This window comes from Micromonospora sonchi, from assembly GCF_014646235.1.
Lineage (GTDB): Bacteria > Actinomycetota > Actinomycetes > Mycobacteriales > Micromonosporaceae > Micromonospora > Micromonospora sonchi.
The window spans coordinates 1-24,355 of the sequence record NZ_BMNB01000044.1 but is presented as its reverse complement, the minus strand read 5'-3'; the positions used below and the strand labels follow the sequence as shown (position 1 = coordinate 24,355).

The 24,355-nt window shown below is 68.9% G+C and carries 20 protein-coding genes; 5 read left to right on the top strand and 15 right to left on the bottom strand.

Annotated features, from left to right (window positions below):
- Positions 1–22: 22 nt before the first annotated feature.
- Entirely contained in the window at positions 23–706 is a 684-nt protein-coding gene (locus IEY61_RS28760) for a lytic polysaccharide monooxygenase auxiliary activity family 9 protein (protein ID WP_229706528.1), read from the top strand.
- 92 nt (positions 707–798) lie between these two features.
- Here the strand turns inward: IEY61_RS28760 and IEY61_RS28755 are convergent, their stop codons facing one another.
- The 6 genes from IEY61_RS28755 to IEY61_RS28730 form a co-directional block, all read right to left on the bottom strand.
- Entirely contained in the window at positions 799–1,632 is an 834-nt protein-coding gene (locus tag IEY61_RS28755; RefSeq protein ID WP_189049974.1) for a PaaX family transcriptional regulator, read from the bottom strand.
- 35 nt (positions 1,633–1,667) lie between these two features.
- A complete protein-coding gene (locus IEY61_RS28750) occupies positions 1,668–2,480 on the bottom strand; it encodes an ABC transporter ATP-binding protein (protein ID WP_189049972.1) in 813 nt (270 codons plus the stop codon).
- Complete coding sequence (locus IEY61_RS28745) at positions 2,473–3,297, bottom strand: ABC transporter permease (protein ID WP_229706527.1); 825 nt, start codon at positions 3,295–3,297, stop codon at positions 2,473–2,475. The genes IEY61_RS28750 and IEY61_RS28745 overlap by 8 nt, the downstream gene beginning before the upstream one ends.
- Positions 3,294–4,094, bottom strand: a complete 801-nt coding sequence (locus tag IEY61_RS28740; RefSeq protein WP_229706526.1) for an ABC transporter permease — start codon at positions 4,092–4,094, stop codon at positions 3,294–3,296. Before IEY61_RS28740 ends, IEY61_RS28745 begins: the two co-directional genes overlap by 4 nt.
- Positions 4,095–4,168: 74 nt before the next feature.
- The gene (locus IEY61_RS28735; RefSeq protein ID WP_189049968.1) at positions 4,169–5,140 is read right to left on the bottom strand and encodes an ABC transporter substrate-binding protein; all 972 of its coding nucleotides are present in this window, start codon (positions 5,138–5,140) and stop codon (positions 4,169–4,171) included.
- Positions 5,141–5,519: 379 nt separating this feature from the next.
- Positions 5,520–8,903, bottom strand: coding sequence for a beta-L-arabinofuranosidase domain-containing protein (locus IEY61_RS28730; RefSeq protein WP_189049966.1), 3,384 nt, complete (start codon positions 8,901–8,903; stop codon positions 5,520–5,522).
- A gap of 174 nt (positions 8,904–9,077) precedes the next feature.
- On the opposite strand from IEY61_RS28730, the gene IEY61_RS28725 reads away from it, so the two are divergent.
- Entirely contained in the window at positions 9,078–10,268 is a 1,191-nt protein-coding gene (locus IEY61_RS28725; RefSeq protein WP_189049964.1) for a cytochrome P450 family protein, read from the top strand.
- Positions 10,269–10,292: 24 nt separating this feature from the next.
- On the opposite strand, the gene pdxY is transcribed toward IEY61_RS28725, so the two are convergent.
- The gene (pdxY, locus tag IEY61_RS28720) at positions 10,293–11,144 is read right to left on the bottom strand and encodes a pyridoxal kinase PdxY (RefSeq protein ID WP_189049962.1); all 852 of its coding nucleotides are present in this window, start codon (positions 11,142–11,144) and stop codon (positions 10,293–10,295) included.
- Positions 11,145–11,283: 139 nt separating this feature from the next.
- Positions 11,284–12,861: an alpha/beta hydrolase gene (locus IEY61_RS28715; protein ID WP_189049960.1), complete on the bottom strand. Its 1,578-nt coding sequence runs from the start codon at positions 12,859–12,861 to the stop codon at positions 11,284–11,286.
- A 391-nt stretch (positions 12,862–13,252) separates the two neighbouring features.
- Here IEY61_RS28715 and IEY61_RS28710 point away from each other — a divergent pair, with 391 nt between their 5' ends.
- Entirely contained in the window at positions 13,253–14,080 is an 828-nt protein-coding gene (locus tag IEY61_RS28710) for a hypothetical protein (RefSeq protein ID WP_189049958.1), read from the top strand.
- On the opposite strand, the gene IEY61_RS28705 is transcribed toward IEY61_RS28710, so the two are convergent.
- On the bottom strand, positions 14,067–14,195 hold the full coding sequence (locus tag IEY61_RS28705) for a helix-turn-helix domain-containing protein (RefSeq protein WP_229706525.1): 129 nt from the start codon (positions 14,193–14,195) through the stop codon (positions 14,067–14,069). The genes IEY61_RS28710 and IEY61_RS28705 overlap by 14 nt on opposite strands.
- A gap of 508 nt (positions 14,196–14,703) precedes the next feature.
- Positions 14,704–16,287, bottom strand: coding sequence for a GGDEF domain-containing protein (locus IEY61_RS28700; RefSeq protein WP_189049956.1), 1,584 nt, complete (start codon positions 16,285–16,287; stop codon positions 14,704–14,706).
- A gap of 432 nt (positions 16,288–16,719) precedes the next feature.
- On the opposite strand from IEY61_RS28700, the gene IEY61_RS28695 reads away from it, so the two are divergent.
- Positions 16,720–16,965 (top strand): DUF4360 domain-containing protein, encoded by a 246-nt coding sequence (locus IEY61_RS28695; RefSeq protein ID WP_229706524.1) that lies wholly within the window; start codon positions 16,720–16,722, stop codon positions 16,963–16,965.
- 57 nt (positions 16,966–17,022) lie between these two features.
- Here IEY61_RS28695 and IEY61_RS28690 read toward each other — a convergent pair whose 3' ends face one another.
- The 5 genes from IEY61_RS28690 to IEY61_RS28670 all read right to left on the bottom strand — a co-directional run bounded on the left by IEY61_RS28690 (position 17,023) and on the right by IEY61_RS28670 (position 22,001).
- Positions 17,023–19,398 carry an ATP-binding cassette domain-containing protein gene (locus tag IEY61_RS28690; protein ID WP_189049954.1) on the bottom strand — a complete coding sequence of 792 codons (2,376 nt, stop codon included), beginning with the start codon at positions 19,396–19,398 and terminating at the stop codon, positions 17,023–17,025.
- 51 nt (positions 19,399–19,449) lie between these two features.
- Positions 19,450–19,860 carry a VOC family protein gene (locus IEY61_RS28685; RefSeq protein ID WP_189049951.1) on the bottom strand — a complete coding sequence of 137 codons (411 nt, stop codon included), beginning with the start codon at positions 19,858–19,860 and terminating at the stop codon, positions 19,450–19,452.
- A gap of 5 nt (positions 19,861–19,865) precedes the next feature.
- Positions 19,866–20,315: a helix-turn-helix transcriptional regulator gene (locus IEY61_RS28680; protein WP_189049949.1), complete on the bottom strand. Its 450-nt coding sequence runs from the start codon at positions 20,313–20,315 to the stop codon at positions 19,866–19,868.
- A 63-nt stretch (positions 20,316–20,378) separates the two neighbouring features.
- Positions 20,379–21,245: a metallophosphoesterase family protein gene (locus IEY61_RS28675; protein WP_373293236.1), complete on the bottom strand. Its 867-nt coding sequence runs from the start codon at positions 21,243–21,245 to the stop codon at positions 20,379–20,381.
- 384 nt (positions 21,246–21,629) lie between these two features.
- Positions 21,630–22,001: a VOC family protein gene (locus IEY61_RS28670; protein WP_189049945.1), complete on the bottom strand. Its 372-nt coding sequence runs from the start codon at positions 21,999–22,001 to the stop codon at positions 21,630–21,632.
- Positions 22,002–22,745: 744 nt separating this feature from the next.
- Here IEY61_RS28670 and IEY61_RS28665 point away from each other — a divergent pair.
- The gene (locus tag IEY61_RS28665; protein ID WP_189049943.1) at positions 22,746–23,984 is read left to right on the top strand and encodes a pentapeptide repeat-containing protein; all 1,239 of its coding nucleotides are present in this window, start codon (positions 22,746–22,748) and stop codon (positions 23,982–23,984) included.
- The last annotated feature ends 371 nt before the right edge of the window (positions 23,985–24,355 follow it).

Genomic DNA, 24,355 nt, shown 5'->3' with positions numbered 1-24,355 from the left:
AGCGCTGAACGGAGGATCCACCGTGCGTACACCCGAGCTCCGCCAGCAGTCCGGCCGTCGATCCCGGTCGGCCGTCCGCCGTCCCGTCCGAGCGCTCGTGCTGCTCTTCGCCCTGATGGCCGGCATGGTGACCTGGACCGGCGCCGCCCAGGCCCACGGCACCATCGTCAACCCGGCGTCGCGCGCCTACCAGTGCTGGAAGACCTGGGGCAGCAACCACATGAGCCCCACCATGCAGCAGCAGGACCCCATGTGTTACCGGGCGTTCCAGGCCAACCCCGACACCATGTGGAACTGGATGAGCGCCCTACGCGACGGCCTTGGCGGGCAGTTCCAGGCCCGCACCCCGGACGGACAGCTGTGCAGCAACGCCCTGTCCCGGAACGACACGCTGAACCAGGCCGGGGCATGGAAGACGACCAACGTCAGCCGCAACTTCACCGTCCAGCTGTACGACCAGGCCAGCCACGGTGCCGACTACTTCCGGGTCTACGTCAGCAAGCAGGGGTACAACCCCACCACCCAGAAGCTCGGGTGGGGAAACCTCGACTTCATCACGCAGACCGGGCGGTACGCCCCGTCGCAGAACATCTCGTTCAACGTCTCGACCTCCGGCTACACCGGACACCACATTCTCTTCGTCATCTGGCAGGCCTCGCACCTGGACCAGGCCTACATGTGGTGCAGTGACGTGAACTTCGTCTGATCGGCAGCAGCACTCCGGCCCAGGGCGTTGGCGTCCTGGGCCGGAGCGCTGCCGTGCTCGGCCGACCAGCACCGACGTCCGCTGGTGGTCTGTCAGCGACTCATGAAACGCGGCCTGGCCCCACCGCGCGTGACCTGCGCGGTGAACTCGGCGGCGGATTCCTGGGCCAACTGCTCGTGCATTCGCCGGTAGACCTCCGCCGACCGCGTGGCGGGCCATTGCTCGTCCATGAACTCACGCGGCAGGCGCGGATCGGCGCGCAGCAGCTTGAGCCAGTCCGCCACCAGCATCGTCCGCACGGTCAGCGCGCTCGGCGCCAGCGACGCCGCGGCCGGGTCGTCCCAGACCTCGATGAAGGCGAGGTGTTCGCGCCGGATCGCCTCGATGTCCCAGGCCGCCCGGACGCTCTCGCCGATCGCGAACCCGGGCAGCTCGCGCGCGTGGAAGGCGACGACCGCGTGGGAGGAGAGGTCCTGACGCAACGGTCCCAGCGACCCGGCGAGGTCGACCTCGCCCGGCGCCAGCCACAGGCCGTCGCGGATCGGCGCGAAGCCCTCCCAGGTCAGGGTCGAACGCAACCGGTGACGAAGCATCCGCTGGTTCTCCGGGATCGAGAAGGTGACCAGCGTCCATCCCGTCCCCTGCGGGTCGAAGGGCCGCGGCCCGCGCACCCGGTGCGTCGCCTCGCGCAGCACCGCCGTTCCGTGCTCGGTCAGCGAGAACAGGATCTCCCGGCCGCTCCTGCTGCGCGCGAGCATGCCGCTGTGCACGAGCCGGTCGAGGGTCGCCCGGGTCGCCGGCGCGGCGACGCCGGCGCCCTCGAGCACGCCGATCAGCGTGCTCGCCCGAATCGGTCCGACGGGGGCATCCACCACGTGCTCACCGAAGAATGCGAGCAACAGTTGCTTCGGCTGACGCCTACGCACAGCCCTTCCTCTCGGCGAGTCCGTCGTGGAGACGATCAGTGCGCCGGCTGCGCAGCGACCGCGTCCCCACGCTTGGCACGCTGGATCTGGTCGTAGACGTGGGTCCGCAGCTCAGTGAAACGAGGCAGGGCACGGGTGGTGATCTGGTCCCGCTCCGAAGGCAGGTCGATCGCGAGGTCCTCCTGCACCCAGGTCGGCGACTTCGACAACACCAGGACACGTTCTCCCAGGTAGACCGATTCGTCGATGTCGTGGGTGACGAAGAGGATGGACATGTTGCGGGTCGCGTGCAGCTCCCGCACGAGATCCTCCAGATCCGCACGGGTCTGGGCGTCCACCGCGGCGAACGGCTCGTCCATGATCATGATCTCGGGTTGGTACGCGATGGCCCGCGCGATCGCCACCCGCTGCTGCATACCGCCGGAGAGCTGCCACGGATGGCTGCGTGCCGCGTGCCCCAGACCCACCGCTTCCAGGGCATCGGTGACGAGCTTCTCCCGATCGGCGCGGGAGAGCTTCTTGTGGCGCAGCGGAAGTTCGACGTTTCCACGGACCGTCAACCAGGGGTAGAGGCTGCGGCCGTACTCCTGGAACACCACGGCCATGGCGGGGCTCGGCCCGGTCACCGGCGAACCGTCCATCTCGACCAGACCGCTGGTGGGGCGCAGCAGACCGGCGAGGCATTTCAGCAGGGTGGTCTTGCCGCAGCCCGAGGGGCCGACGATGCAGACGAGCTCACCGGCGTGCATGGTGAAGTTGATGTCGCCGATGGCCTCGACGGGTCCGTTGGTGGATTCGTAGACCTTTCGCAGGTGCTCCACCCGCAGCAGAGTGCTCCGATCAGGCACGGGAAACCTCCCTGAGTCCGTGGTACCAGCGCAGCACGCGCCGTTCGACGAGGCCGAAAGCTACGGCGAGAAAGACACCGACGAGACCGAGCAGGAGAACGCCGCTCCACATCTCAGCGATGAGGTAGTTCCGTTGGAAGTAGGCGATCCGGTAGCCGAGGCCGGAGGACGAGGCGAACATCTCCGAGATCACCATCAGGATGAGGGCGACCGAGAGTCCTTGCCGGACCCCGGCCATGATCCGCGGGCTCGCCGCCGGGAGCACCAGGAACCGGAGCCGCTCCCACCAGGTCAACTGGAAGGAGTTGGCGGTCTCGGTCATGACGCTGTCGGTGGCCCGCACGCCCTCGATGGTGTTCAACAGGATCGGCCAGACCGCGCCGGAGACGATGACGACGACCTTCATCGTGTCGGTGATGCCGACCAGCAGCATCACCACGGGGATCAGCACCGGCGGCGGGATGGCGCGGAAGAACTCCAGCAACGGCTCGAGGAGTTCGCGCAGCCAGCGGACCAGGCCGATGACCGTGCCGACGGCGACGCCGACGACGATCGACGCCAGGATACCGAGGCCGAGCCGGTACAGGCTCGGCAGCACGTCCTCGACGAACGCGGGGCCGATCCAGGTGTCCACGAAGGCTTTGAAGATCGTGAGCGGGTCGGGGAAGAACCGGTTCGTCGACCTGGTCGCCGCGATGGCCCAGATCACCAGGAGCAGGAACGGCAACCCGAGGGCGTAGAGGAAACTTGCGACGATGCGGGACCCGACTCCAGGCCCCCGCCGGGTCATGGTGATGCTGCTGGTGTGCGCGGTCACAGGACCTCCTCCCCGCGGACGGACTGGTGCCACGACAGCGAGCGGCGCTCGATGAAGCGGAAGACGATGTTCACCAGCAGCCCGAGCAGGCCGGTGACCACCACGAAGGCGTACAGGCCGACACTGTCACCGGCCGATCGGGAAAGCTCGATCATGCGCCCGAGACCGGGATTGCCGATCACCATCTCCGCGGTGATGGCGAGGATCAGGGCCACCGCCGCGGCGAGCCGGAGGCCCGTCATGACGTACGGCAGCGCGGTCGGCATCACCAGGTGCGACAGCCGCTCGCGGCGGGTGAGACCGAAGCTTCGGGCGGTGTCGCGGGCGACCGCGTCGATGTCCGCCACGCCGTAGATCACCTGCACGAACACCTGCCAGAACGACGCGTAGATGATGATCACCAGGGCGGCCTGCCGCTGGATGCCGAACATCAGCACGGCGAGGGGGATGAGGGCGACCGACGGGATCGGCCGCAGGAACTCGACCATCGTGTGGGTCGCGCGCCGAAGGAACGGCACCAGGCCGATGACCGTGCCCAGGACGACCGCGGCGAGCGTCGCCACCGCCAGGCCGATCCCCCAGGCCGCGAGGGTGGATCCCAGCCGACGCCAGAAGGCGAGGTCGCTGGTCTCCTCGGACAGCCGAACGGCAACGTCCGTCACGTACGGCAGGTACTGCGAGTTGATCAGGCCCAGCGTCGGGATCAGCTGCCAGACAACGAGGAAACCGGCAAGACCGACGACGCCCAGCAGCGCTTTGCGCGCCCCGCGCAGGCGCCGGGTGGATGGCAGAGGCAAGTTCACTCCCATGGTCGATCAGTGGCGACGCCCTCCCCGGCCGGCGAGACCGGGGAGGGCGTAGGAAGTACCGGCTACCGCTGCTGGACGAGGCGGTCGAGGTTGGGCTGCTTGTCGAGCACCTTGTACTTCTGCGCGAGCTCGGCGAGCGTCTGCAGGCTGGCCCGGTCAAGGTCCCAGCTGAAGGTCGGCAGCTTCACCGAGTCCGCCACCGGCTCCGGGAGCTTCAGGTTGTCCTTGATCGCCTGGCGGACGGCCGTCTCGTTGGCGGAGTCCTCCGCCCAGGTGAGCGTCTCCTTCATGGCCGCCGTGAAGTCGTCGACCAGCTTGGCGTCGGACTCCGCCTTCTTCGTCGTGGTGAACGTGGTGAGGGTGGTGAGGCCGGGAACGACCGCCTGGTACGGCGCGACGATGAAGGTGTCGCCGCGGCCCTTCAGCTGCGTGACGAAGGGTTCCGGCACCCATGCGGCGTCGATGTTGCCCGCCTCGAGCTGGGCCGGCGCGTCGGGGAAGGCGACCTCGACGAACTTGATCGTGGACGGGTCACCGCCGTCCTTCTCCACCGCGGCCATGATCGTCACGTCGCCGGCCGCGCCCAGGCTGTTGACCGACACCCGCTTGCCCGCCAGCTCGGCGGGCCGCTTGATGCCGGACTTCGCCGACGCCACGACGGCGTTGATGTCGTCGCCCTCGGCGTACGAGGAGGCGTAGTTGCCAATCATCACGACGCCGAGGTCCTGCAGGTCGGCCCGGAACGGACCGAACGGCTGACCGATGGCGAAGTCGATGTCGCCGTTGATCAGAGCGGGGATGGCCTGCGCGCCACCCTGGGCGGGCAGCACCTCGACCTGGAGTCCGTGCTTGGCGAAGAGGCCCGCCTTGATGCCGCCCCACAGCGCGGCGGTCTCGGTGATGGGCAGTGCCGCCACCCGAACCTTGCGCAGCTCGCCGTCCTTCTGATCGGACGAGGACGCATCGGAATCAGTACATCCAGTGAGGGCGATCGCGGTGGCGGCGATCAGCCCGAGAGCCATGACCTTCTTCATTGACTAGGCCCTTCCTGGGGCAGAGGGGGGTCGGTGCGTCGAACCGGCGGATGCCTCGGATCTGCAGTGGGGTGTGGGGCACGCCGCTGTGTCGTTGGTCATGGTTCGTCACGAAGAGCGAGATGTCAAGAAATTCTGACGCCCGTCATGGATCAGTTGAATAACGCTGGTCGGCCGGATGATGGTGGACATCGTGGACCGCCAGCATCGGGACGTCGGACGGGCGCCGTCGAATCCGAGCAACCCTATCGAATGACTTTGATCCCGGCGCGACCGCGTCCCCGTGCGGGAGCCCACCACGATCAGGCCGTCCGCCCGGCGGGAGGGAGGGTGGTGGCGGCGTCGGTTCCGACGCCGCCACCATGGTCACCGCCCAGTCTCAGCTGCTCGCGTCGTACGACGCCTCGATCTGCTCGGTCACCGGATCGTCATCCTGCTTCCCGGTGATCCTGATGCTCACGGTGCCGGCAGGTACCGTGGCGGTCCGACTGTTGAACGACTGGTAGGCGGACCTGCCGGGGGCGACGTCCGCCACCGTACGTGAGCCGTACGCCGTGACCAGCTCGATGGTGAGCGGCACGGTGTCGGTGTTGCGGACGGTGACGCTGACGTAGGCGGTGCCGCCGATCCGCTGGGTACGCGCCTCGGCCTCGACCTTCCACGCGGGCTCCGGCGCGAGTTCCCGGCGTGCCTGGGCGGCGCGCGAGACGACCCGGTCCTTCTCCGCCGCGGTGAGGACGCCGGCCTGGACGAACGCCTCCGCGACCTCGGCGACCGTCGACACGAACTGGCCGTGGTTGGCGAAGGGCGCCCGGTCCCAGACCAGATCGAGGAAGGACGGTCCGTCGGTGCCGGGCGAGGGGATCCCGCTCACGGGTACGTCGTAGTTCGGCAGGCCGTCGTTGCGCTTGTGGTTGGGCACCCCGGTGTCGATCGAGCCGAACACGATCGTCGGCTCCACCCGACGGAAGTACGACGAGGCGGCCTGGGTGTCGCCGATGTAGTACGGCCGCAGGTTGAAGCCGTGCGTGGTGAAGAGCCGGTCACCCGCCGCTGTGGTGCTCGCGTGGGTGATCGCCGCGCGGGCGTAGTCGCCGTCCAGCTTGAGGTGGCGGTACAGCGAGAGCTCGCGGTATTTGTCGTTACCCGGGTTGCCCAGGATCTGGAGGAGGACGGGGCCCCAGAAGATCGCCTGGGTGTCGGGGCGGTCCGACGCCCGTTCGATCCAGATGCTGAACGGCATCCGGATGTCGATCGTGTCGCCCGACTGCCAGTCGCGGCTCAGCGTCACGTAGCTCCCCGGCTTGGCGTCGAGCTGCTGCGCGGCACCGTTGATCGTGACGAAGAAGCCCTTACGCACCCAGCCCGGAACCCGGAGTTTGATGTCGAGCGGGCCGCTGCCGCGCACGGTCAGCCTGGTGCTGTCCTGTCGTGGGTACTCGGTCTCCTGGACGACGGTGAGGTCCTTCTCCGCCCAGGTGAGGGTGGACGAGGCGTACAGGTTGACCCAGAGGGTGCTGCCGTCGGCCGACTTGAAGTAGATGGTCTCCTGGTACTTCGTGTGGTTCTCGACACCGGTGCCGCCGCAGCAGGTGCCGGTGTTGCCGTAGCTGCGGCTCGTGCCCGGGGTCAGCGGCTGGAAGTAGGTGACCTGCGGGTTGCTGACGGTCGTGGTGTCGGCCCGCGAACCGGCGATCTGGTTGATCAGGCCCCGCTCGTAGTAGTCCAGGTACGCGGCGTCGTGCTCGTGGAGGAACAGGTTCCGGGCCAGCTTGATCAGGTTGTACGTGGTGCAGGTTTCCGCGCCGCCCTGGGCGATCGCGTTGGCGATGTTGCCCCGGTTCTGGAACAGCTCGATGTTGTTGTTGGAACCGGGGTAGTTGCCGCCGGTGCCACCGTTGGCGAACATGCGGTGCGGGACGACCATCCCGAAGAAGTTCTTGGCGGCCTGGAAGTACTCGGTGTCCCCGCTGTGCTCGTAGACGCGCAGGTAGCCGACGAACTGCGGCACGTGCGAGTTGGCGTGCAGCCGTTCCGGCCGGCGACGACCGGGACGGGTCTGCGGCGTCGTGACGAGGATGTCGCGGTTCTCAACGCAGGCGTCGAAGAGCGACTCCCGGTTGTCGAAGAGCTTCGCAGTTTCCAGGTGCTTCGCGTCGCCGGTGAGCGCGTAGATCTCGGGGAAGACCTCGTTCGCTCCTCCGGTCTCACCGGCGATGTAGAGGTCCCACATGTAGTTCAGGTTGTCCCGGGTGATCGGGCCCGGGTACGCGGGATGGTTCTTGTCCCCGATGGTCAGCGCGAGGTGGGCCCAGCTGGCCATCTTGGTGACGACGTCGAGGGCCTTGGCGTTGTCGGTGTGGTAGTACGCGTCGAGCAGGCCACGCATGATCTTGTGCTGGGTGTACCACGGCGCCCAGGTGTTGGTGGTGGCGTTGCTGCCGTAGACGGCCCAGCGCGGCGGGCCGAGCCGCAGCACCGCGTCCTCCGGGATCGCGCCCAGGTAGCCCGGGTGGGTCGGCGTCCACAGGGCACCGCCGCCGCTCTGGGTCGGCACGATGCCGCCGTCGCGCCCGTTGGGCGAGGCGTCCCGGATGGTGGTGCCGCCCTCCTCCTCGAAGCGGTACCAGGCGATCGATCCGCCGCCGGTGCTTCCGGCCGGGGAGTCCAGCAGCGACCGCACCTCCTGCTGGCTGAGCGCCCGGTCGAAGATGTGGAACTCGTCGACGGTCGCGTTGAGCATCGGGTCGCCGTACTGCGACCGCCCGATCCACCGGTTGCCCGGGTTGCCGAGGTTGGCCGGGCTCAGCGTCATGTTCGTGTTCCGCCCGGCCTGCTCACCGTTGACGTACAGGGTGCCGGTGTTCTGGGCGAGCGTCACGGCCAGGTGCACCCACTGGTTGGTGGGCAGCGCCGCCGAGCCGTTGATCTGCTGCTCCCCGCCGCTGCCGCTGACCGTGATCGCGAACCTCGGCGCGTTGCCGGTGACGCCGGCGCGCGGCGTCAGGAACATGTTGACCGTGGCGTTCTGACCGAAGTCGAACAGCCGGCTCCAGTTCTGGGCGGCGGCGAGGTTCACCCAGGTGGCGATGGTGAAGTCGGTGAGCTGGCTGATCGCCTCCTGCGGCAGGGTCACGTGCTCCGCCCGGCTCGGGCCGTTGAGACGCAGTCCGCTGCCGAACCGGCCCGGGACCCGGTCGATCTCCGGCTCCTCCGGCTCCTCTTCCTCCGGGTCGCCGCCGCCCATCCGCGCGGTGATCGCGGCCTGGCAGGCGGCGAGTTCGTCGACCATCCAGTCGAGCTTGTTCTTGAAGATCGGCTCGCCGTGGTCGGCGTAGCCCTGCGCCAGGGCCGTCATGAAGTGCCCGGCCCAGTGACCGCTGAGCAGTCCGCCGTCCTCCCACCCCCCGGGGGTGGTCACGCCCGGCGGGTTCGGCCGGCCGGCCTGGTTGTTGAACAGCACGAGGAAACGCCGCTCGTCGAGCTGCCGAAGGTAGCTCTTCATGCGGTCGCGCTTCTCCTGGAGCAGCCCGTCGCCCAGCGTCACGTCGCGCAGGGGGAAGGGCCGGACCGGGGCGGTGCCGCCGGGGCCGGGTTCGGGCGGGGCCACGCCGAGCCCGGCGGCTCCGGCAGGTGCTCCGTCGACCGGTGCGGCGTGGGCCGTTGCCGGCAGCGCGCCGGCGGCGGCCACCGCGGCCACCCCGATGGCTGAGGCCTGGAGAACGTGACGTCGAGTGACGGGAGGGGTATCGGGTACGGCCACTTGGATCGATCCTTCCGGGAGGTGGAGGGTCCTTGCGAGCACGATGGATGTGAGCGCTAACCCTAGGCAGGAGTGGCGGCACTCTTCAAGGAAAACTCTCTCGTTGACAGCCTCCGGGAAAGCTGCATATGTTAGCGCTCACTATCTATTGGCCCGGTATTCCCAGGAGGCGGCGTGACCGCTGGGTTCGGCGGATCGGAGTTGTGGGATCCGGCCGTTCGCCGCGATCCGCACCGCTTCTACGACCGGGTACGGGACGCCGGCGAGCCGGTGCTCCAGATTCATCCCACGGGCGAACGATGGTGGGTGATCGCCGGCCACGCCGACGTGCTGGCCGGACTGCGACACCCGGCGATCGGGCACGAGATCGGCCGACACTGCCCCGCCGCCCGGCCGGCCGCCCCGGACGAGCTGTCCGAAGTGGCGAGACTCGAGGCCCGCCAGCTCATCAACCTCGATCCGCCCGACCACACCCGACTGCGCGGGCTGGTCAGCGGCGGCTTCACCGCGCGGGCCGTGGCCCGGCTCGAACCCTGGATCAGCGACCTCGCCGACCGACTGGTCGCCCGTGCCCGCTGGCAGGGCAGCATCGACGGCGTCGCCGACCTCGCCGACCCGGTGCCGGTCAACGTCATCGCCGAGTTGGTCGGCGTGCCGGAGCCGGACCGGCCACGCTTCCGCGCCTGGTCAGCGGCGATCGTCTCGGCCAGCGTCGACGGCCCGGCGGCGGTCACGGAGTTCGGGGCGTACCTCGACAGGTTGGCGGCCCGACGCCGCGCGGATCCGGCCGACGACCTGATGTCGCAACTGGTGGCCGTCGCGGATCGAGGTGACCGGCTCGACCGCGACGAGTTGGTGGCGCTGGTGCAGTTGCTGCTCATCGCCGGCCAGGAGACCACCGTCGACCTGATCGTCAACGGCCTCCGTCTCCTGCTCAGCCACCCCGAACAATGGCAGGCGCTGCGGGACGATCCGTCGTTGGCGCCGGCGGTGGTCGAGGAGACGCTCAGGTACCGGGGGCCGGTCGAGGTCGTGCCACCGCGATACGCCTTCGAGGACATCGAGATCGCCGGCGGCCGGATCCCCGCGTACGACCGGGTGGGCCTGTCGTTGTGGGGCGCCAACCGGGACCCGGCGGTGTTCGACCGGCCGCACGAGTTCGACATCCACCGCACCGACGGTCGTCACCACATCGCTTTCGGGCACGGGATCCACTTCTGCCTCGGCGCGCACCTGGCCCGGCTGGAGAGCCGGATCATGTTCGACCGGATCGCCCGGCACCTTCCCGACCTGCGCCTCGCGGTGGATCCCGCCGAGTTGGACGATTTCCGACTGCACCACACCGGCCTCCCGCTGCTGGTGTGACCCGAGGAGGTGACCGGGCTGCGGTCAGCGCAGCCGCCGAGCCGGGAACCGGGCCGGCGGCTCGGCGATCGCGTCCTGGGCCGCGATCAGCTGGATCTCCCGGGTCCCCGCCGCCAGGGTCGCCTCAAGGACGGTGAAGACGGTGGCGACGGTGCGTTCCAGGGCCGCCGCGGGCGAGCCCGTGGTCGACAGATGCGCCAGATACAGCGCGGCGGTGACGTCGCCGCCGCCGTTCGGGTTGATCGGCAGCAGCGGCGTGGTCACCGCCCAGGCGCCCTCGTCCGAGACGGCGACCACCTCCAGCAACCCCGCCGGCAGGTCGCCGTGCAGCACGCTGGTCACCAGGACGTGCCGTGGCCCGGTCGCGCGTACCACGTCGACCGCCGCCAGCAACTCCGGCAACGTCCGGGTGGTGCGGCCGGCGAGAAAGTCCAGCTCGAAGTGGTTGGGGGTGATGATGTCCGCGCGCGGAACAACGACATCCCGCAGGTACTCCGGGATGCCGGGCCGGACGAACATGCCCCGGCCGACGTCACCCATCACCGGGTCGCAGCAGTAGACAGCCTCCGGGTTCGCGGTCTTGACCAGGGTCACCGCGTCGAGGATCACCGCACCCATCGCCGGATCGCCCTGGTAGCCCGAGAGCACCGCGTCGGCGTCGCCGAGGACCCCCCGGTCCGCGATGCCCGCGATCACCTCGGCCACGTCGGCGGGCGCCAGCAGCGGGCCGCGCCACGCGCCGTATCCGGTGTGGTTGGAGAAGTGCACGGTCAGCACCGGCCAGACCTCGTGCCCGAGCCGCTGCAGGGGGAAGACCGCCGCCGAGTTGCCGACGTAGCCGTAGGCGACCGACGACTGGATGGACAGGAATCTCACCGGATCATCATGGCGGTTGTCGCCGCCACCAGCCGCACCGCCCACCGTCAACAGGGCTCGCGCGGCGCGGGCGAAGGCCGGTTCGGGTACGAGTGGTGGCCGGGACACCGAGGGTGTCCCGACCACCGAGCGCGTCGGCTCAGAAGAGCCAGGTCGGCAGCTCAGGCTCCGCGCGCAGCGGAACCATCTCCGGGGCGGGGCCGTCCGGCGGGCCGGCGGTCCGGCCGCGGGCGTGGTCGGCCGTGGTGCCCGGCGGCGGCGCGGCGGCGCACCGCGTGCCCTCCGCCGGCACGACGAGGTCGATCAGGTACCGGTCGATCGCTTCGTCGGCACAGGCCACCCGGCCGTACACGATGTGTCCCCAACCCTCGTACGTCAGCAGTCCGGCGTGCGCTCCGAACTGCTCGGCGGCCCCCAGCGCCCAGTTGTAGCCGGTCGCCGGGTCGTGCAGCGAGTTGGCGAAGAGCAGCTTCGCCTCGTTGGTCGGGGTGATCCGACGCTGCGGGTTGTTCGCCGGGGTCGGCCAGCCCAGGCAGATCGCGCCCACCGCCGCCCGCGGCGGGTCCGGCAGGTCCGGCGCCGCCCGCTGTGCGTCGGCGGCGATCGAACGCCACTCGGCGAAGTCGCGGGCCTTGAGGTTCCAGTCCTGGCAGAGGACCGCCTGGTACGCGAAGGGTACGACCGTCGGCTCGTTCCCGGCCGACCGGTGGGCCGCGGCGGCGGGCGTGGTCGACGGGCGGCCGGCGTCGAGCCGCTCCAACTCGCTGGCGATGGCGAGCCAGTAGGGCTGGTAGTTCAGGTTGCCCAGCACGAAGTTGACCAGATCCGGCTGGGTGATCTTGTAGCTCGGGTCGTCCGGGTCCGGCAGCTCGCCGCGCTGGGCGCGCTCCAGCAGTCGCCGCCAGAACTGCCGGATGTCGCGTCCGTGCAGGGCGCACTCGGAGAGCCGGGCGCAGCCGGCGACGAACTCGTCGAACGAGTCCTGTCCGGTGGCCGCCTGGGTGACGGCGAAGCCCCGAGCGTCCTGACTGTGGTCCATCGTGCTGTCCGCGACGAGGGCGCGCACCCGGTTCGGATAGCGCTCCGCGTACTGCTGGGCCATCAGCGTGCCGTACGACATGCCGAAGAAGGTCAGCTTGTCGTCGCCGACCGCCGCCCGAATGGCATCGATGTCACGGATCACCTGAAGTGTGTCCACGTGATCGAAGACCGGCCCGCTGTGGGTGCGGCAGTCGTCGGCCAGCGCCCGGCTCGCGGTGACCATGTCGTTGAAGGCGGTGGCCGAACTGATCGGCCCGGCAGGCAGTTCCAGGATTTTGTCGAGCGAGCACCTGACCGGTGCGCTGCGGGCGACGCCGCGTGGGTCGAATCCGAGAATGTCGAAGTGCCGACGGAGGTCGTCGCTGTACCCGGCCCACAGCGCCGCGTCGACGCCCGAACCGCCCGGCCCGCCCGGGTTGACCACCAGCGACCCGCGCCGCGCGTTCGGGTCGGTGGCCGGCCGCTTGGCCAGCGCCAGGTCGATGGTCGGCCCGTCCGGGTCGGCCCAGTCGACCGGTACCTCCAGCGTGCCGCACAGGGCGCTGGCGTCCTGCTCACAGGGGGCCCACTGCACGGCCCCGACCGGGGCCGCCGAAGCGGGCGGCGGGGCGAGCGGTATCAACGTCAGACCCGCCACCGCACCGACAAACAATTGCCGGATCAGTTTTCTGCGCATGCTCCCTCTCCCAGGTAGTCACCCGGCAACCGCCGGACGGGAGCGACGTTAGCGAATTGGACGAACGCGCGGGGTTACCTGATTGTGTCGCCGAGAAAGCCGATGTTAAAACGCTGGGAATTGACCGGCAGAACAACCGGCAGAACCTCCTGCAGCTCCTTTCTGCCGATTCTGCGAAATGGTGAGGTCAATGGTCTCCGGGGGAAATCTGAGCGAGGCTCCGTCGCACCGGGACACCGAATCCGACGGACAACTGTCAAGATGGCCGACATCACAGGAATCGGCGGCAAGTTCGTCGCGGCCGCCACCCTGCCCAGTGGCGGACGGCACGCGCATGGCTACTCCAAGTAGCGTCCCTGCTGATGCTTCTCTCCCATCAGGAGGCACACTCATGATCAACTCACCACATCGAACACTGGCGGCCGGGGTAGCGGTCGCCGTCACCACCACCGGCGGCGTACCCGGCGTACCGGCCGATGCCGCCCACCTCAGCGCCGACGGCCGGTACGCCGCCTTCCGCAGCGCCGCGCCCGACCTGGTGCCCGGCGGCAGCGGGACGAGCCAGGCGTACCTGCGGGACCTGACCCGCAGGACCACCGAACTGATCAGCGTGACCCACGACGGCAGCCCCAGCAACGGAGGGTCCACGCCGGCCGGGGTGAGCGCGAACGGCCGGTACGTGCTCTTCGTGTCGGAGGCCACCAACCTGCTGCCCAGCCCGCCGCACTACGGCGTTCCCCGGCTCAGCCCCGACGGGCAGTTCGTCCTGATGAACGAGCTCCCGCACCGGCCGCCCGGCGAGTGGCGATGGGAGTCCCGGCTGCGGAACCACGCCGACCCCTTCAACAGCTTGGTGATCGGCGTCTCGCTCGACGGTGGCACGCCGAACGACAGCATCCACGGTGTCGGGGCCAGCACCGGCGGCCGGTACGTCCTCTTCCACTCCCTGGCCAGCGACCTCGTCCCCGGTGACACCAACCAGGTCGACGACGTCTTCGTCCGCGACCGTCGAGCCGGCACCACGGTGCGGGCGAGCGTGGCCACCGGCGGCGCCCAGGGCAACGCCGACTCCGACTCCGCGCTGATCAGCGGGCAGGGCCGGTTCGTCGTCTTCGGTTCCGCCGCCAGCAACCTGGTGCCGGGCGACTCCAACGGCACCGGGGACGTGTTCGTCCGGGACCTGCGGGCCGGCACCACGGTCCGGGTCAGCGTGGGCTGACCCGGACGGACGCCCAGTTGTAGGCCACCCGAGCCGCCCCGGCATGGGCCAGCACCGCCCGTTCCTGCACCGGCGTGAGATCCAACGCGAACCTGTACGCCTGAACCGTCTTCACACCAGGCTCTCCTGCGCGGACAGCACGGCTTCCACCCTGTCGGTCAAGCTCTGCCCTCTGCTCGGCCGACGACACACAGGCGTACACCACGGTCTGGCCCGCGACCGGAGCCGAACTGGCTAGTGCATCTCCGACCATGATGAGCCGCCCGAGGCGATATGTGGGAAACAGGAAGCTTCCCAGCCGCGTCCTGCCGCCGCCCAGTCACACACGCGACGCCCTGGGACGCGGCCCACTCCTTCAAATTCACCCCGACCACCTTGCACCCCACAGAGCGCTAAACAACGCTGACACGCCAGCAGCAGGCAACCCCGGGCCCGGCACGACGACTCGGCGGTCAGGTCCGCGCCTACCGGCGCACCGCCGGAGCCGACCAAATACCACGCGGTGTAGGACATGGCCGCCGCGTGCACGTCCGGCCGGGCGCAGAAGGCGAAGGCCGAGTCGTATGGCACGTTCAGCCACTTGTGGCCGTCGCAGGCCCACGAATCCGCCAGTTCCCGACAGGTCAGGCGGTGGCCGAGGCCCGGTTGCCGCCCGCGCGCTTGGCCGCGTACATGGCGCTGTCGGAGTGGGTGAGGGCCTCTTCGAGCGAGTACGCCCGGCCACTGGCGACCCCGACGCTGGCCTTCACCGGCCAGGCCGTCAGGCCGGCGATGGCGTGCACCATCCGCTGGGCCACCTCCGTGGCGGCCACGGTGTCGGCGCCGGGCAGGATGGCGACGAACTCGTCGCCACCCAACCGAGCCACCAGATCGCCCGTGCGGACGTTGCTGGTGAGCAGCTGCGCGACGGCGCGCAGCACCTCGTCGCCGGTGGCGTGCCCCAGCGAGTCGTTGATGTGCTTGAACCGGTCGATGTCCACGGTCAGCACCGCCACCGGTTGCTCGGCGGCGGCGCCGGACGCGGCCAGGGTCCGCAGGAACGTGTCGAGGCCGCGCCGGTTGGCCACCCCGGTGAGCGGGTCGGTCCGCGCCGCCCGCTCGGCCTGCTCGTGCTGCCAGCGCAGGACGTCGTACGACTGCATCGTCATCGCCGTGTGCAGCCAGCGCTGCCGCTGGCGCCACAGCAGTTCGGCGAGCGCGTCCCCGTAGGTGAGCCCGGGTACGGCGTCGGACGAATCGTTCGCCACGAGCAGCACCGCGTGCGTACGGTGCAGGGCCGCCGAGATCAGCCAGTCCGTGTCGGGGGCCAGGGAGGCGACGGCGTCCTGGATGACGCGTAGCGCCTCGTCCGGCCGCCCCGAGCGGCGCAACGCGACGGCGTGGAAGGGCCGGCACAGCAGCAGCTCCTGGTGCTGTTCCTTCAGCCCGTACGCCTTCAACAGCGCGATGTACCGGGGAATGTCGGCCGCCGCACCCGCTGGGTCCTGACGGTCGGCGCGCGAGCACGCCGCGTACAGCAGCGCCGACAGCCGCCACACCTGCGCCCTCGGTCCGGACGCCTCCGCCGCCGCCCGCACCGCGTACTCCTCGGCGACCGTGGTGAGCTTCTCCGCCTCGGCGACCTGGCCGATCTGGTACAGCTCCAGCGCCCATATCAGGTTGAGTTCCGCCAGATTGCACAGCCACATCGCGCGGTTGCCGTTGTCCGGGTACGACGCTCGGCAGGCCGCCTCGTACGCGGCCTGGAACTGCGGCACGGCCAGCTCGTAGAGGCGCAACTGGGCGTAGCCGATGGCGATCCCGGTGTGGGCGTTACCCCTGATCACCGGGTCCGGCTCGTCGGCGAGCAGGGCGGTCTCCGCGCTGACCAGATCCCGGAGCACCGCCTCGATGTCGTACTCGACGATGTCCTGGTCGCCGAGACGCAGCCGACGGGTCGCCCGCAGCGACAGCGCGCAGGAACGCCAGCCGGCACTGCCCTCACGATCCGCGGCGGTCAGCATCAGACCGGCGGCGGCGATGGCCGCGGGCAGGTCACCCAACCGGGTCAACGCCACGACGCGCGCGAAGTGCATCGCCGCCGGGCCGTCCGGGATTTCTCCGGTGGGGTCGCGAAGCGCCGCCTCGGCGACCGCCAGCACCCGGGCGGCAGCACCGGCCTGAGCCTCCTCGACGAGGTTCATGGCCCGGAGGGTCAGATCATCCACGCGGTCCTCCGCGCCGCCCTGGAATGGAAAACAGTCCGATGCTACGGCACGGCGTCCCGCTTCGGGCAGCCGTCGTCAGTGCCCCTCCGAGCCGGCGGTCACGGTCCCCGGAGCGCCGACCACCCTGTCCAATACCAGATAGCAATCATCTGGCTACGGACAGCTGCCTTCGCGCAAGGAAGTTCCTCCCGTTCAGCGAGTCCGGCCGTTCAGTGAGTCCGGCAACGTGCAGCGACCGGCCGATCAGCCGGAGGCACCCTCATCCGGCATCCGCACAGGACGCCGCAACTCGTGCTCTGCGCACGAGATGCCGCAACTCGCGGCCTCAGCGAGCCCGGATACCCCGACATACCGCAACTCGGGCCGCTCACCGGACCGGATACCGCGACATACCGCAACTCGCGCCCACCCGATCGGCCCGAACACCCCGACATGCCGCACACCTCCAACCACTCCATCCGTGCGCCGCTGAACGACAACTGGCTGATCACCGACGAGGTACCGATCGCCTCCGCGGTCTGGCACCCCTGCGGCGAAAAGCGCAACCTCAACACGGAACTGCGGCTCAGTCGGGGCAGCTCGACCGGCACCAGCCTTCCTGACGATGGATTCCACCGACGGCAGCATCACGACCAGGTACCACCTGGTCTGGGCCGCCTGCCCGTAACCGCTGAGTAGATCTTGGTGCGAAGGGCCCTCCCCGTGGAGGCAGGCACTTCGCACGAAGATCCATGCTCAGGATCGTGTGTACTCGGCCAGGTGGCGGGCGGTGAGGGTGGTGGGGGTTGCGACCAGGTCGGCGGGGGTGCCTTCGAAGACGATCCGGCCGCCGTCGTGCCCGGCGCCGGGGCCGAGGTCGATGATCCAGTCGGCGTGCGCCATGACCGCCTGGTGATGCTCGATGACGATGACCGACCTGCCGGAGTCGACGAGCCGGTCGAGCAGACCGAGCAGCTGCTCGACGTCGGCGAGGTGCAGGCCGGTGGTCGGCTCGTCGAGGACGTAGATGCCGCCCTTGTCGGTCAGATGGGTGGCCAGTCTGAGCCGTTGCCGCTCGCCGCCGGAGAGCGTGGTGAGCGGCTGGCCGAGGGTGACGTAGCCGAGCCCGACGTCGGCGAGCCGGGTGAGGATGGCATGGGCGGCCGGTATGCGTGCCTCGCCGGCACCGAAGAACTCCTCGGCCTCGGTCACCGGCATCGCCAGCACCTCGCTGATGTCCCGGCCGCCGAACGTGTACTCCAGCACCTCGGCCTGGAACCGCTTCCCCTCGCACTGCTCACAGACGGTGGCGACACCGGCCATCATCGCCAGGTCGGTGTAGATGACACCGGCGCCGTTGCAGGTCGGGCAGGCTCCCTCGGAGTTGGCGCTGAACAATGCCGGCTTCACGCCGTTGGCCTTCGCGAAGGCCTTGCGGATCGGGTCGAGGAGTCCGGTGTACGTCGCCGGGTTGCTCCGGCGCGAGCCGCGGATCGCCCCCTGGTCGATCGAGATCACGCCGTCCCGCCCCGAGACCGAGCCGTGGATCAGGGAACTCTTGCCCGAGCCGGCCACCCCGGTGACCACGACCAGTACGCCGAGCGGAATGTCGACGTCGACGTCGCGCAGGTTGTGGGTGCCGGCGCCGCGTACCTCCAGCACCCCGGACGGGACACGCACCTTCTCCTTGAGGGTGGCCCGGTCGTCGAGGTGGCGACCGGTGAGCGTGCCGCTGGTCCGCAGCCCGTCCACGGTGCCCTCGAAGCAGATGCTGCCGCCCGCCGTGCCGGCGCCGGGGCCCAGGTCGACCACGTGGTCGGCGATCGTGATCATCTCCGGCTTGTGCTCCACCACGAGCACGGTGTTGCCCTTGTCCCGCAGCCGCAGCAGCAGGTTGTTCATGCGCTGGATGTCGTGCGGGTGCAGCCCGATCGTCGGCTCGTCGAAGACGTAGGTGACGTCGGTCAGCGACGAGGAGAGATGCCGGATCATCTTGGTGCGCTGCGCCTCGCCGCCGGACAGCGTGCCCGACGGCCGGTCGAGGCTGAGGTAGCCGAGCCCGATCTCGACGAACGAGTCGAGGGTCTCCCCCAGCGCCGCCAGCAACGGCGCCACCGATGGTTCCTTCAGCGCCCGCACCCAGTCGGCGAGGTCGCTGATCTGCATCGCGCAGCAGTCGGCGATGTTGCTCCCCTTGATCTTCGACGACCGGGCCGCCTCGCTGAGCCGGGTGCCGTCACATTCGGGGCAGGTGGTGAAGACGACCGCCCGGTCCACGAACGCACGGATGTGCGGCTGCATCGCCTCGCGGTCCTTGGACAGGAACGACTTCTGGATCGTCGGGATCAGTCCCGCGTACGTCAGGTTGATCCCCTCGACCTTGATCTTGGTCGGCTCCTTGTGGAGCAGGTCGTCCAGCTCACGCTTGGTGAACTTGCGGATCGGCTTGTCCGGATCGAAGTACCCGCAGCCCCGGAAGATGCGGCCGTACCAGCCCTCCATGCTGTAACCGGGGATCGTGATCGCACCCTCGTTGAGCGACTTGCGGTCGTCGTAGAGCGCGGAGAGGTCGAAGTCGTTCACCCGGCCCATGCCCTCGCAGCGCGGGCACATGCCGCCGGTGATGGTGAAGCTCCGCCGCTCCTTCGTCGTGCGCCCGCCGCGCTCGACGGTGACGGCGCCGGCGCCGCTGATCGAGGCCACGTTGAACGAGTACGCCTGGGGCGAGCCGATGTGCGGCTGCCCGAGCCGGCTGAACAGGATCCGCAGCATCGCGTTGGCGTCGGTGACGGTGCCGACCGTCGAGCGGACGTTGGCGCCCATCCGCTCCTGGTCGACGATGATCGCCGTGGTCAGCCCGTCGAGAAGGTCGACCTCGGGCCGGGCCAACGCCGGCATGAAGCCCTGGAGGAAGGCGCTGTACGTCTCGTTGATCATCCGCTGTGACTCGGCGGCGATGGTGCCGAACACCAGCGAACTCTTGCCCGAGCCGGAGACGCCGGTGAACACCGTGAGCCGCCGCTTCGGGATCTCGACGCTGACGTCCTTGAGGTTGTTCTCCCGCGCGCCCCGCACCCGGATCAGATCGTGGCTGTCGGCGATGTGCGGCGCGGGCGGCCGGGTGTCCGTCATGCTCTTCCTGTCTCTGTCCGGGTGGTCGGGCGGCACGAGAACCACGTCACCTCAGCGCAGCTCCTGAATACGGACCATGTTGCCAGCGGCGTCGCGGACGGCGCAGTCCCGCACCCCGTACGGCTGCTCGATCGGCTCCTGGACGACCTCGGCCCCGCTGGCCTGGAGCCGCTCGAAGGCGCCGTCGAGATCCTTGGTGGCCAGCACGATCATGCCGTAGGTGCCCTTGGCCATCATCTCCGCGATCACGCGACGCTCGTCGTCGGTGACGCCGGGATCGGCGGCCGGCGGGTGCAGGACGATGGACGTGCCCGGCTGGTTGGCGGGGCCGACCGTGATCCAGCGCATCCCTGCGTATCCGACGTCGTTGCGAACCTCGAAGCCGAGGATGTCGCGGTAGAAGGCCAGGGCCGCGTCCGGGTCGTTGTGCGGCAGGAAGCTGTGACGAATGCTGAGGTCCATGACGGTCAGGCTAGTAGCGGGCTCGTGGCCTGGGCTTCTCGATTCCTGATCGGTCTGGTCACCTGTTTCGTCACGCACGACGGCAGGCCCGCCGTCGCCCGGGTCACCTGGCGCCGGTAGGCGCTGGGCGGCACACCGACCAACTCGGTGAAGCGGGTGCTGAAGGTGCCCAACGAGGCGCAACCGACCGCGAAACAGACCTCGGTGACGCTGAGGTCGCCGCGACGCAGCAAGGCCATCGCCCGCTCGATGCGCCGGGTCATCAGATAGGCGTACGGCGACTCGCCGTAGGCGAGCCGGAACTGGCGGCTGAGATGGCCCGCCGACATGTTCGCGTCGCGGGCGATCGCCTCGACGTTCAGCGGCCGCGCGTACTCCCGATCGATCCGGTCGCGGACCCGGCGCAGCCGCGCGAGGTCGTGCAACTGCGGGGCGGGGCCGGGTCTGCTGGTCATTCGCCCAATAATGCCACCCGGCGCGGTGACCAGCGACGAGGTTCCACCGCCCTCCCGGTGGCGTCAGTCGTCGGCGGGCAGGATTCGTCGCAGCTTCGGTGCGGCCGGCCGGGGGCGCCACTCGCGGGGGTAGCCCAGCGACACCTCCTCGAACCGCACCCCGTCGTACCAGGTCGTACGGGGGATGTGCAGGTGGCCGTAGACCACGGCGGCGGCACGGAACCGGGTGTGCCAGTCCGCCGTCCGAACCGTGCCGCACCACTGGGCGAACTCCGGGTAGCGCAGCACCCGGGTCGGCTCCTGCACCAGCGGCCAGTGGTTGATCAGCACGGTGGGCAGCTCCGGCGGGACCTCGTCGAGTCGGGCGGCGGTCTGCGCCACGCGCGCGTGGCACCAGGCCTCCCGGCTCGGGTACGGGTCCGGATGCAGCAGCAGCTCGTCGGTGCAGATCACACCACTCTGCCTGGCCAGGGCCATCGCCTCGGCCTGCGTCGTCGCACCGGGCGGCAGGAACGTGTAGTCGTAGAGCAGAAAGAGCGGGGCCACCACGACCGGTCCGCCGGGGCCGTGCCACACCGGGTACGGGTCCTCCGGCGTGACCACGCCCAGCCCGCGCGCGAGGTCGACCAGGCGTCGGTACCGGGCCTCACCGCGCAGCGGGTCGCGATCCGGTCGCGACCACAACTCGTGGTTGCCCGGCACCCAGAGCACGGTGTGGAACCGCCCCGCGAGCAGCTCCAGCGTCCAGGCCACCAGCTCCTCGGTCTCGGCCACGTCTCCGGCCACGATGAGCCAGTCCCGATCGGACGACGGCCGCAGGCCGGTCACGAACTCGCGGTTCTCGGCGTACCGGACGTGCAGGTCACTGATCGCGTACAGGTGGCCCGGTCGGCTCTCCACGCGGCGACCGTACCCCACCGCGGCAGCCACGAGCCGTCGGCGGACCACCACCAACCCGCCTGGCGCCGGTCGTTCCGGACGAAGAGGTCGTCGGTTCGAATCCGGCCACCCCGACCAGAGGTAACAGCAGGTCAAGGCCCCTCAACTGAGGGGCCTTGATTCGTTCCTGACGATCATTGTTCCGACGGAGGCGGTGAGAAGGCAGCAAACGATGCGAGGACCCTAGGGTCCCGCTGCACCGACCGCCGGCCAGCTCGTGACTTCGGGTACGGTTTGAGCGTCACATGCCTGGACACCGCCTCCGCCACCCGTAGGACGCGGACGACACCCGCCTCCAGGTCGACAGCATCCCAGCGGAGACCAGCACACTCACCCCAGTGCGATAGGCGCACAAGCAGGGTTGCGGAGCAGCGGTCAGGCCCCCGAGTCCGGTGTGAACGGTGTCAGGCAGAACGGATGGCCGGCCGGATCGAGCAGTACCCGCCACCGCGGGTCGGGCTGCTCCGGCAGCGTGGCCCCGAGCGCTACCGCCCGCTCCTCAGCCACCCGGAGATCGTCGGCGGTGAAGTCGAGGTGCACGATCGCCGTTCCCGGCCAGACCGGGGGGACGTAACAGGCGACCTGTTGTGCTACCAGCACAGCCCCGTGCACCTCGATTCCGACACTGGACTCCTTCGCCCACAACTGGCGGCCTCCAAGCAGTGCCCGGTAGAAGTCGGCAAGCCGCTGCGGGTCGGGACAGTCCAGCGAGATGGCCACCAGCTTCACCGGGCGGAACTCGGTCACAGTGGCACCCTACGGCCTTTGTCTCGCATGTCTGTCCCGCATATGCCGGTCCTCGGACATCGGGGATCTGCCCGAGATCAGTGCGCGTAGGCATCGCAGATCAGTTGGCGGACGCGTGTCGCACATCAGCCGACGGAGGACACGGCCGGCTGCCGGCCGGTGTGGGAGGAGTTTCTGCATGTCTATTAAGGCAGCCCTTGACGGGCCGCACGCGCCGCCGCCTGGGCGCGCGCCAGCCGCTGCCGCTGTCGCTCTGCGGCCGTCACGCCTGATGCCCGGCGGCTGGCGCGGACAGTGGGAAGCCCGGTGGGCCGCCGCAGAACGACAGGCCGTTGACGGTGGTGTGGTGGGCCGGCAGCCGGCCGGGCCGCGCGGCCACGAGCCCGCGCGGCGTAGGGAAGTCACGCCGGCCGCGTCGGCGAGCTGGCGGCGGTCGCGGGGTTGCGGTTACTGCGCCTCCGGCGGGGGCGCAACGACTCCAGGATGGCCGGGACTCCGTCGGCGGGTCGCGGTCCGTGGGTGGTTGCGCAGGGCCATCCCGCCAGCCGACGACCCGGGCGAGCCGAGCAGACCACCGCCCGGCCCGCCAGCGTCCGTACGAGCCGTCAAGGTCCGCTTGACGTGGCGGGCCGGGCGGCGGCCCGCTCCCCAGACGGGCGGGTCGGCGGCAGACGGGATGGCGAAGATGATGTTAGATGTACAGACCGTTGTCTAATCTCCGCCTAGCATTTATGAGAGACGTGAATGAACCGACTTCGTTACTGGAGAGGGCGGCTTGCAGGCAGGATATCTCGACACCGCAAAGTGATCCTGCGAATAGTTGCATATGCAGCCGTCTGCACAGGTGTCGCTTTTGTTGTATTTATCATCATAGGCCCTCTTGCGCGTGTCGTGGGCGGGGGCGCGGTTGAATCACTTGTCGGCAAGGATCGCGCTGATGCGATAAACAGCGTCAGGCAGACCCTCTTGCAAACCGCCGCTGGAATTGTTGCGCTCATAGCTCTAGTCGTAACCGTGAGCACCTACCGCTTGTCCCGGCGAGGCCAACTGACCGACAGGTATTTAAAGGTTGTTGCACTGCTTGCAAGTGACAGAATGCATGAGCGAATCGGAGGCGTATTTGCGGCGGAGCAAATTATGGTGGAATCCGAGAAGGACCACCAAACGATCGTTGAGGTTCTTTCTTCTTTTGTTCGCGAATGGCCTGGTCACGACGAATATCCGGATAATCGGGAGTTGCCAGAGTTCTGGGGCCTGGCCGGTCGGAGAAAGTGTGACGTCAAGCTACCGGCTGATGTGCAGGCAGCGTTGACAGTGCTCGGGAGGAGGCCGGAGAGGACTGAACCCCGTCGACTGAATTTGGGCAGTGCCGACCTGCGAAATGCAGACCTGAGAGGCGCTAACCTGCGAAGCGCTTCTCTTGTTCGCACGATGTTAGATGATGCAGATCTGTTCGGTGCTGATCTGACCCGGGCTAACCTGCATGACGCCAGCCTTGCGTACGCAGATCTCCGAACCGGTACTCTTCATCATGCCTACATGGCTGGCTGCACTCTTAGGGGTGCGTGGCTACCTCCCGACATGCGCAGTATTTATCTAGTCGGTTCAGATTGCTCGGGGGCGAATTTTGGTAACCATCTAGAGGGTGCGCAGATTAACGATTGCTGCCTAGACCGTGCCTACCTGCTCGGGTGTAATCTGACGGGAGTGGGCTTTGCGACGGTTGATGCGCGAAATGCGTTCTTTGCGCTCGGACGAACCACTGATGCCAATGACATGCCTGCTATCGGGATGACTCCGTCTCAACTAGAGCGTGTAGCCATCAACGCTTCTACTGTTCTTCCGTACTACCTTGACCCCTCATCTGTTGGGATCCTTGTCGAGGAGGAAGGGCCGCTTGATTGGGAGTTGTTGGATCCATTCCTGAGGCAAGTCCGTGACTGGGAGGCAGCGGCAGCCGAACGCCACGAGGGCGAATCTTGAGGATCGGCGACCAACGTTGACAGCTATACGAGCCCTGCCACGGCTGCCTCAGACGGCGGCGCACGGACGAACGCCCGAGCTCGCGGACGGGTGCAGATGCCACTGCCCCGCCTGTGGGCATGACTGGCGGGAGCACATCCCACCGGAGCCGTGCAGCGAGTGCCAGTACGAGATCGAGCATGAGGAGCCGGAAGCTCCGTCCGTCCCATGTACCGCGACGGCCCCACCGCCTCCCGTTCGTTGACCTCGATCCGTCAGAGGGTTTTGCTCCCTGCCTGACCGTTTCGGCTTGACCGTTTTGTCCGCTGGTGGTGGGTGCGGGAGCGCCACGTGTCGCTGTGGACGCGCGAGGTCTCCGTGCCCTCGAGGAG

Coding starts and splice junctions, on each gene's coding strand:
- IEY61_RS28735 (WP_189049968.1), bottom strand. CDS start 5,140: ATGAAGAAGGTCATGGCTCTCGGGCTGATCGCCGCCACCGCGATCGCC.
- IEY61_RS28715 (WP_189049960.1), bottom strand. CDS start 12,861: ATGCGCAGAAAACTGATCCGGCAATTGTTTGTCGGTGCGGTGGCGGGT.
- IEY61_RS28710 (WP_189049958.1), top strand. CDS start 13,253: ATGATCAACTCACCACATCGAACACTGGCGGCCGGGGTAGCGGTCGCC.
- IEY61_RS28695 (WP_229706524.1), top strand. CDS start 16,720: ATGCCGCACACCTCCAACCACTCCATCCGTGCGCCGCTGAACGACAAC.
- IEY61_RS28690 (WP_189049954.1), bottom strand. CDS start 19,398: ATGACGGACACCCGGCCGCCCGCGCCGCACATCGCCGACAGCCACGAT.
- IEY61_RS28685 (WP_189049951.1), bottom strand. CDS start 19,860: ATGGACCTCAGCATTCGTCACAGCTTCCTGCCGCACAACGACCCGGAC.
- IEY61_RS28680 (WP_189049949.1), bottom strand. CDS start 20,315: ATGACCAGCAGACCCGGCCCCGCCCCGCAGTTGCACGACCTCGCGCGG.
- IEY61_RS28665 (WP_189049943.1), top strand. CDS start 22,746: ATGAACCGACTTCGTTACTGGAGAGGGCGGCTTGCAGGCAGGATATCT.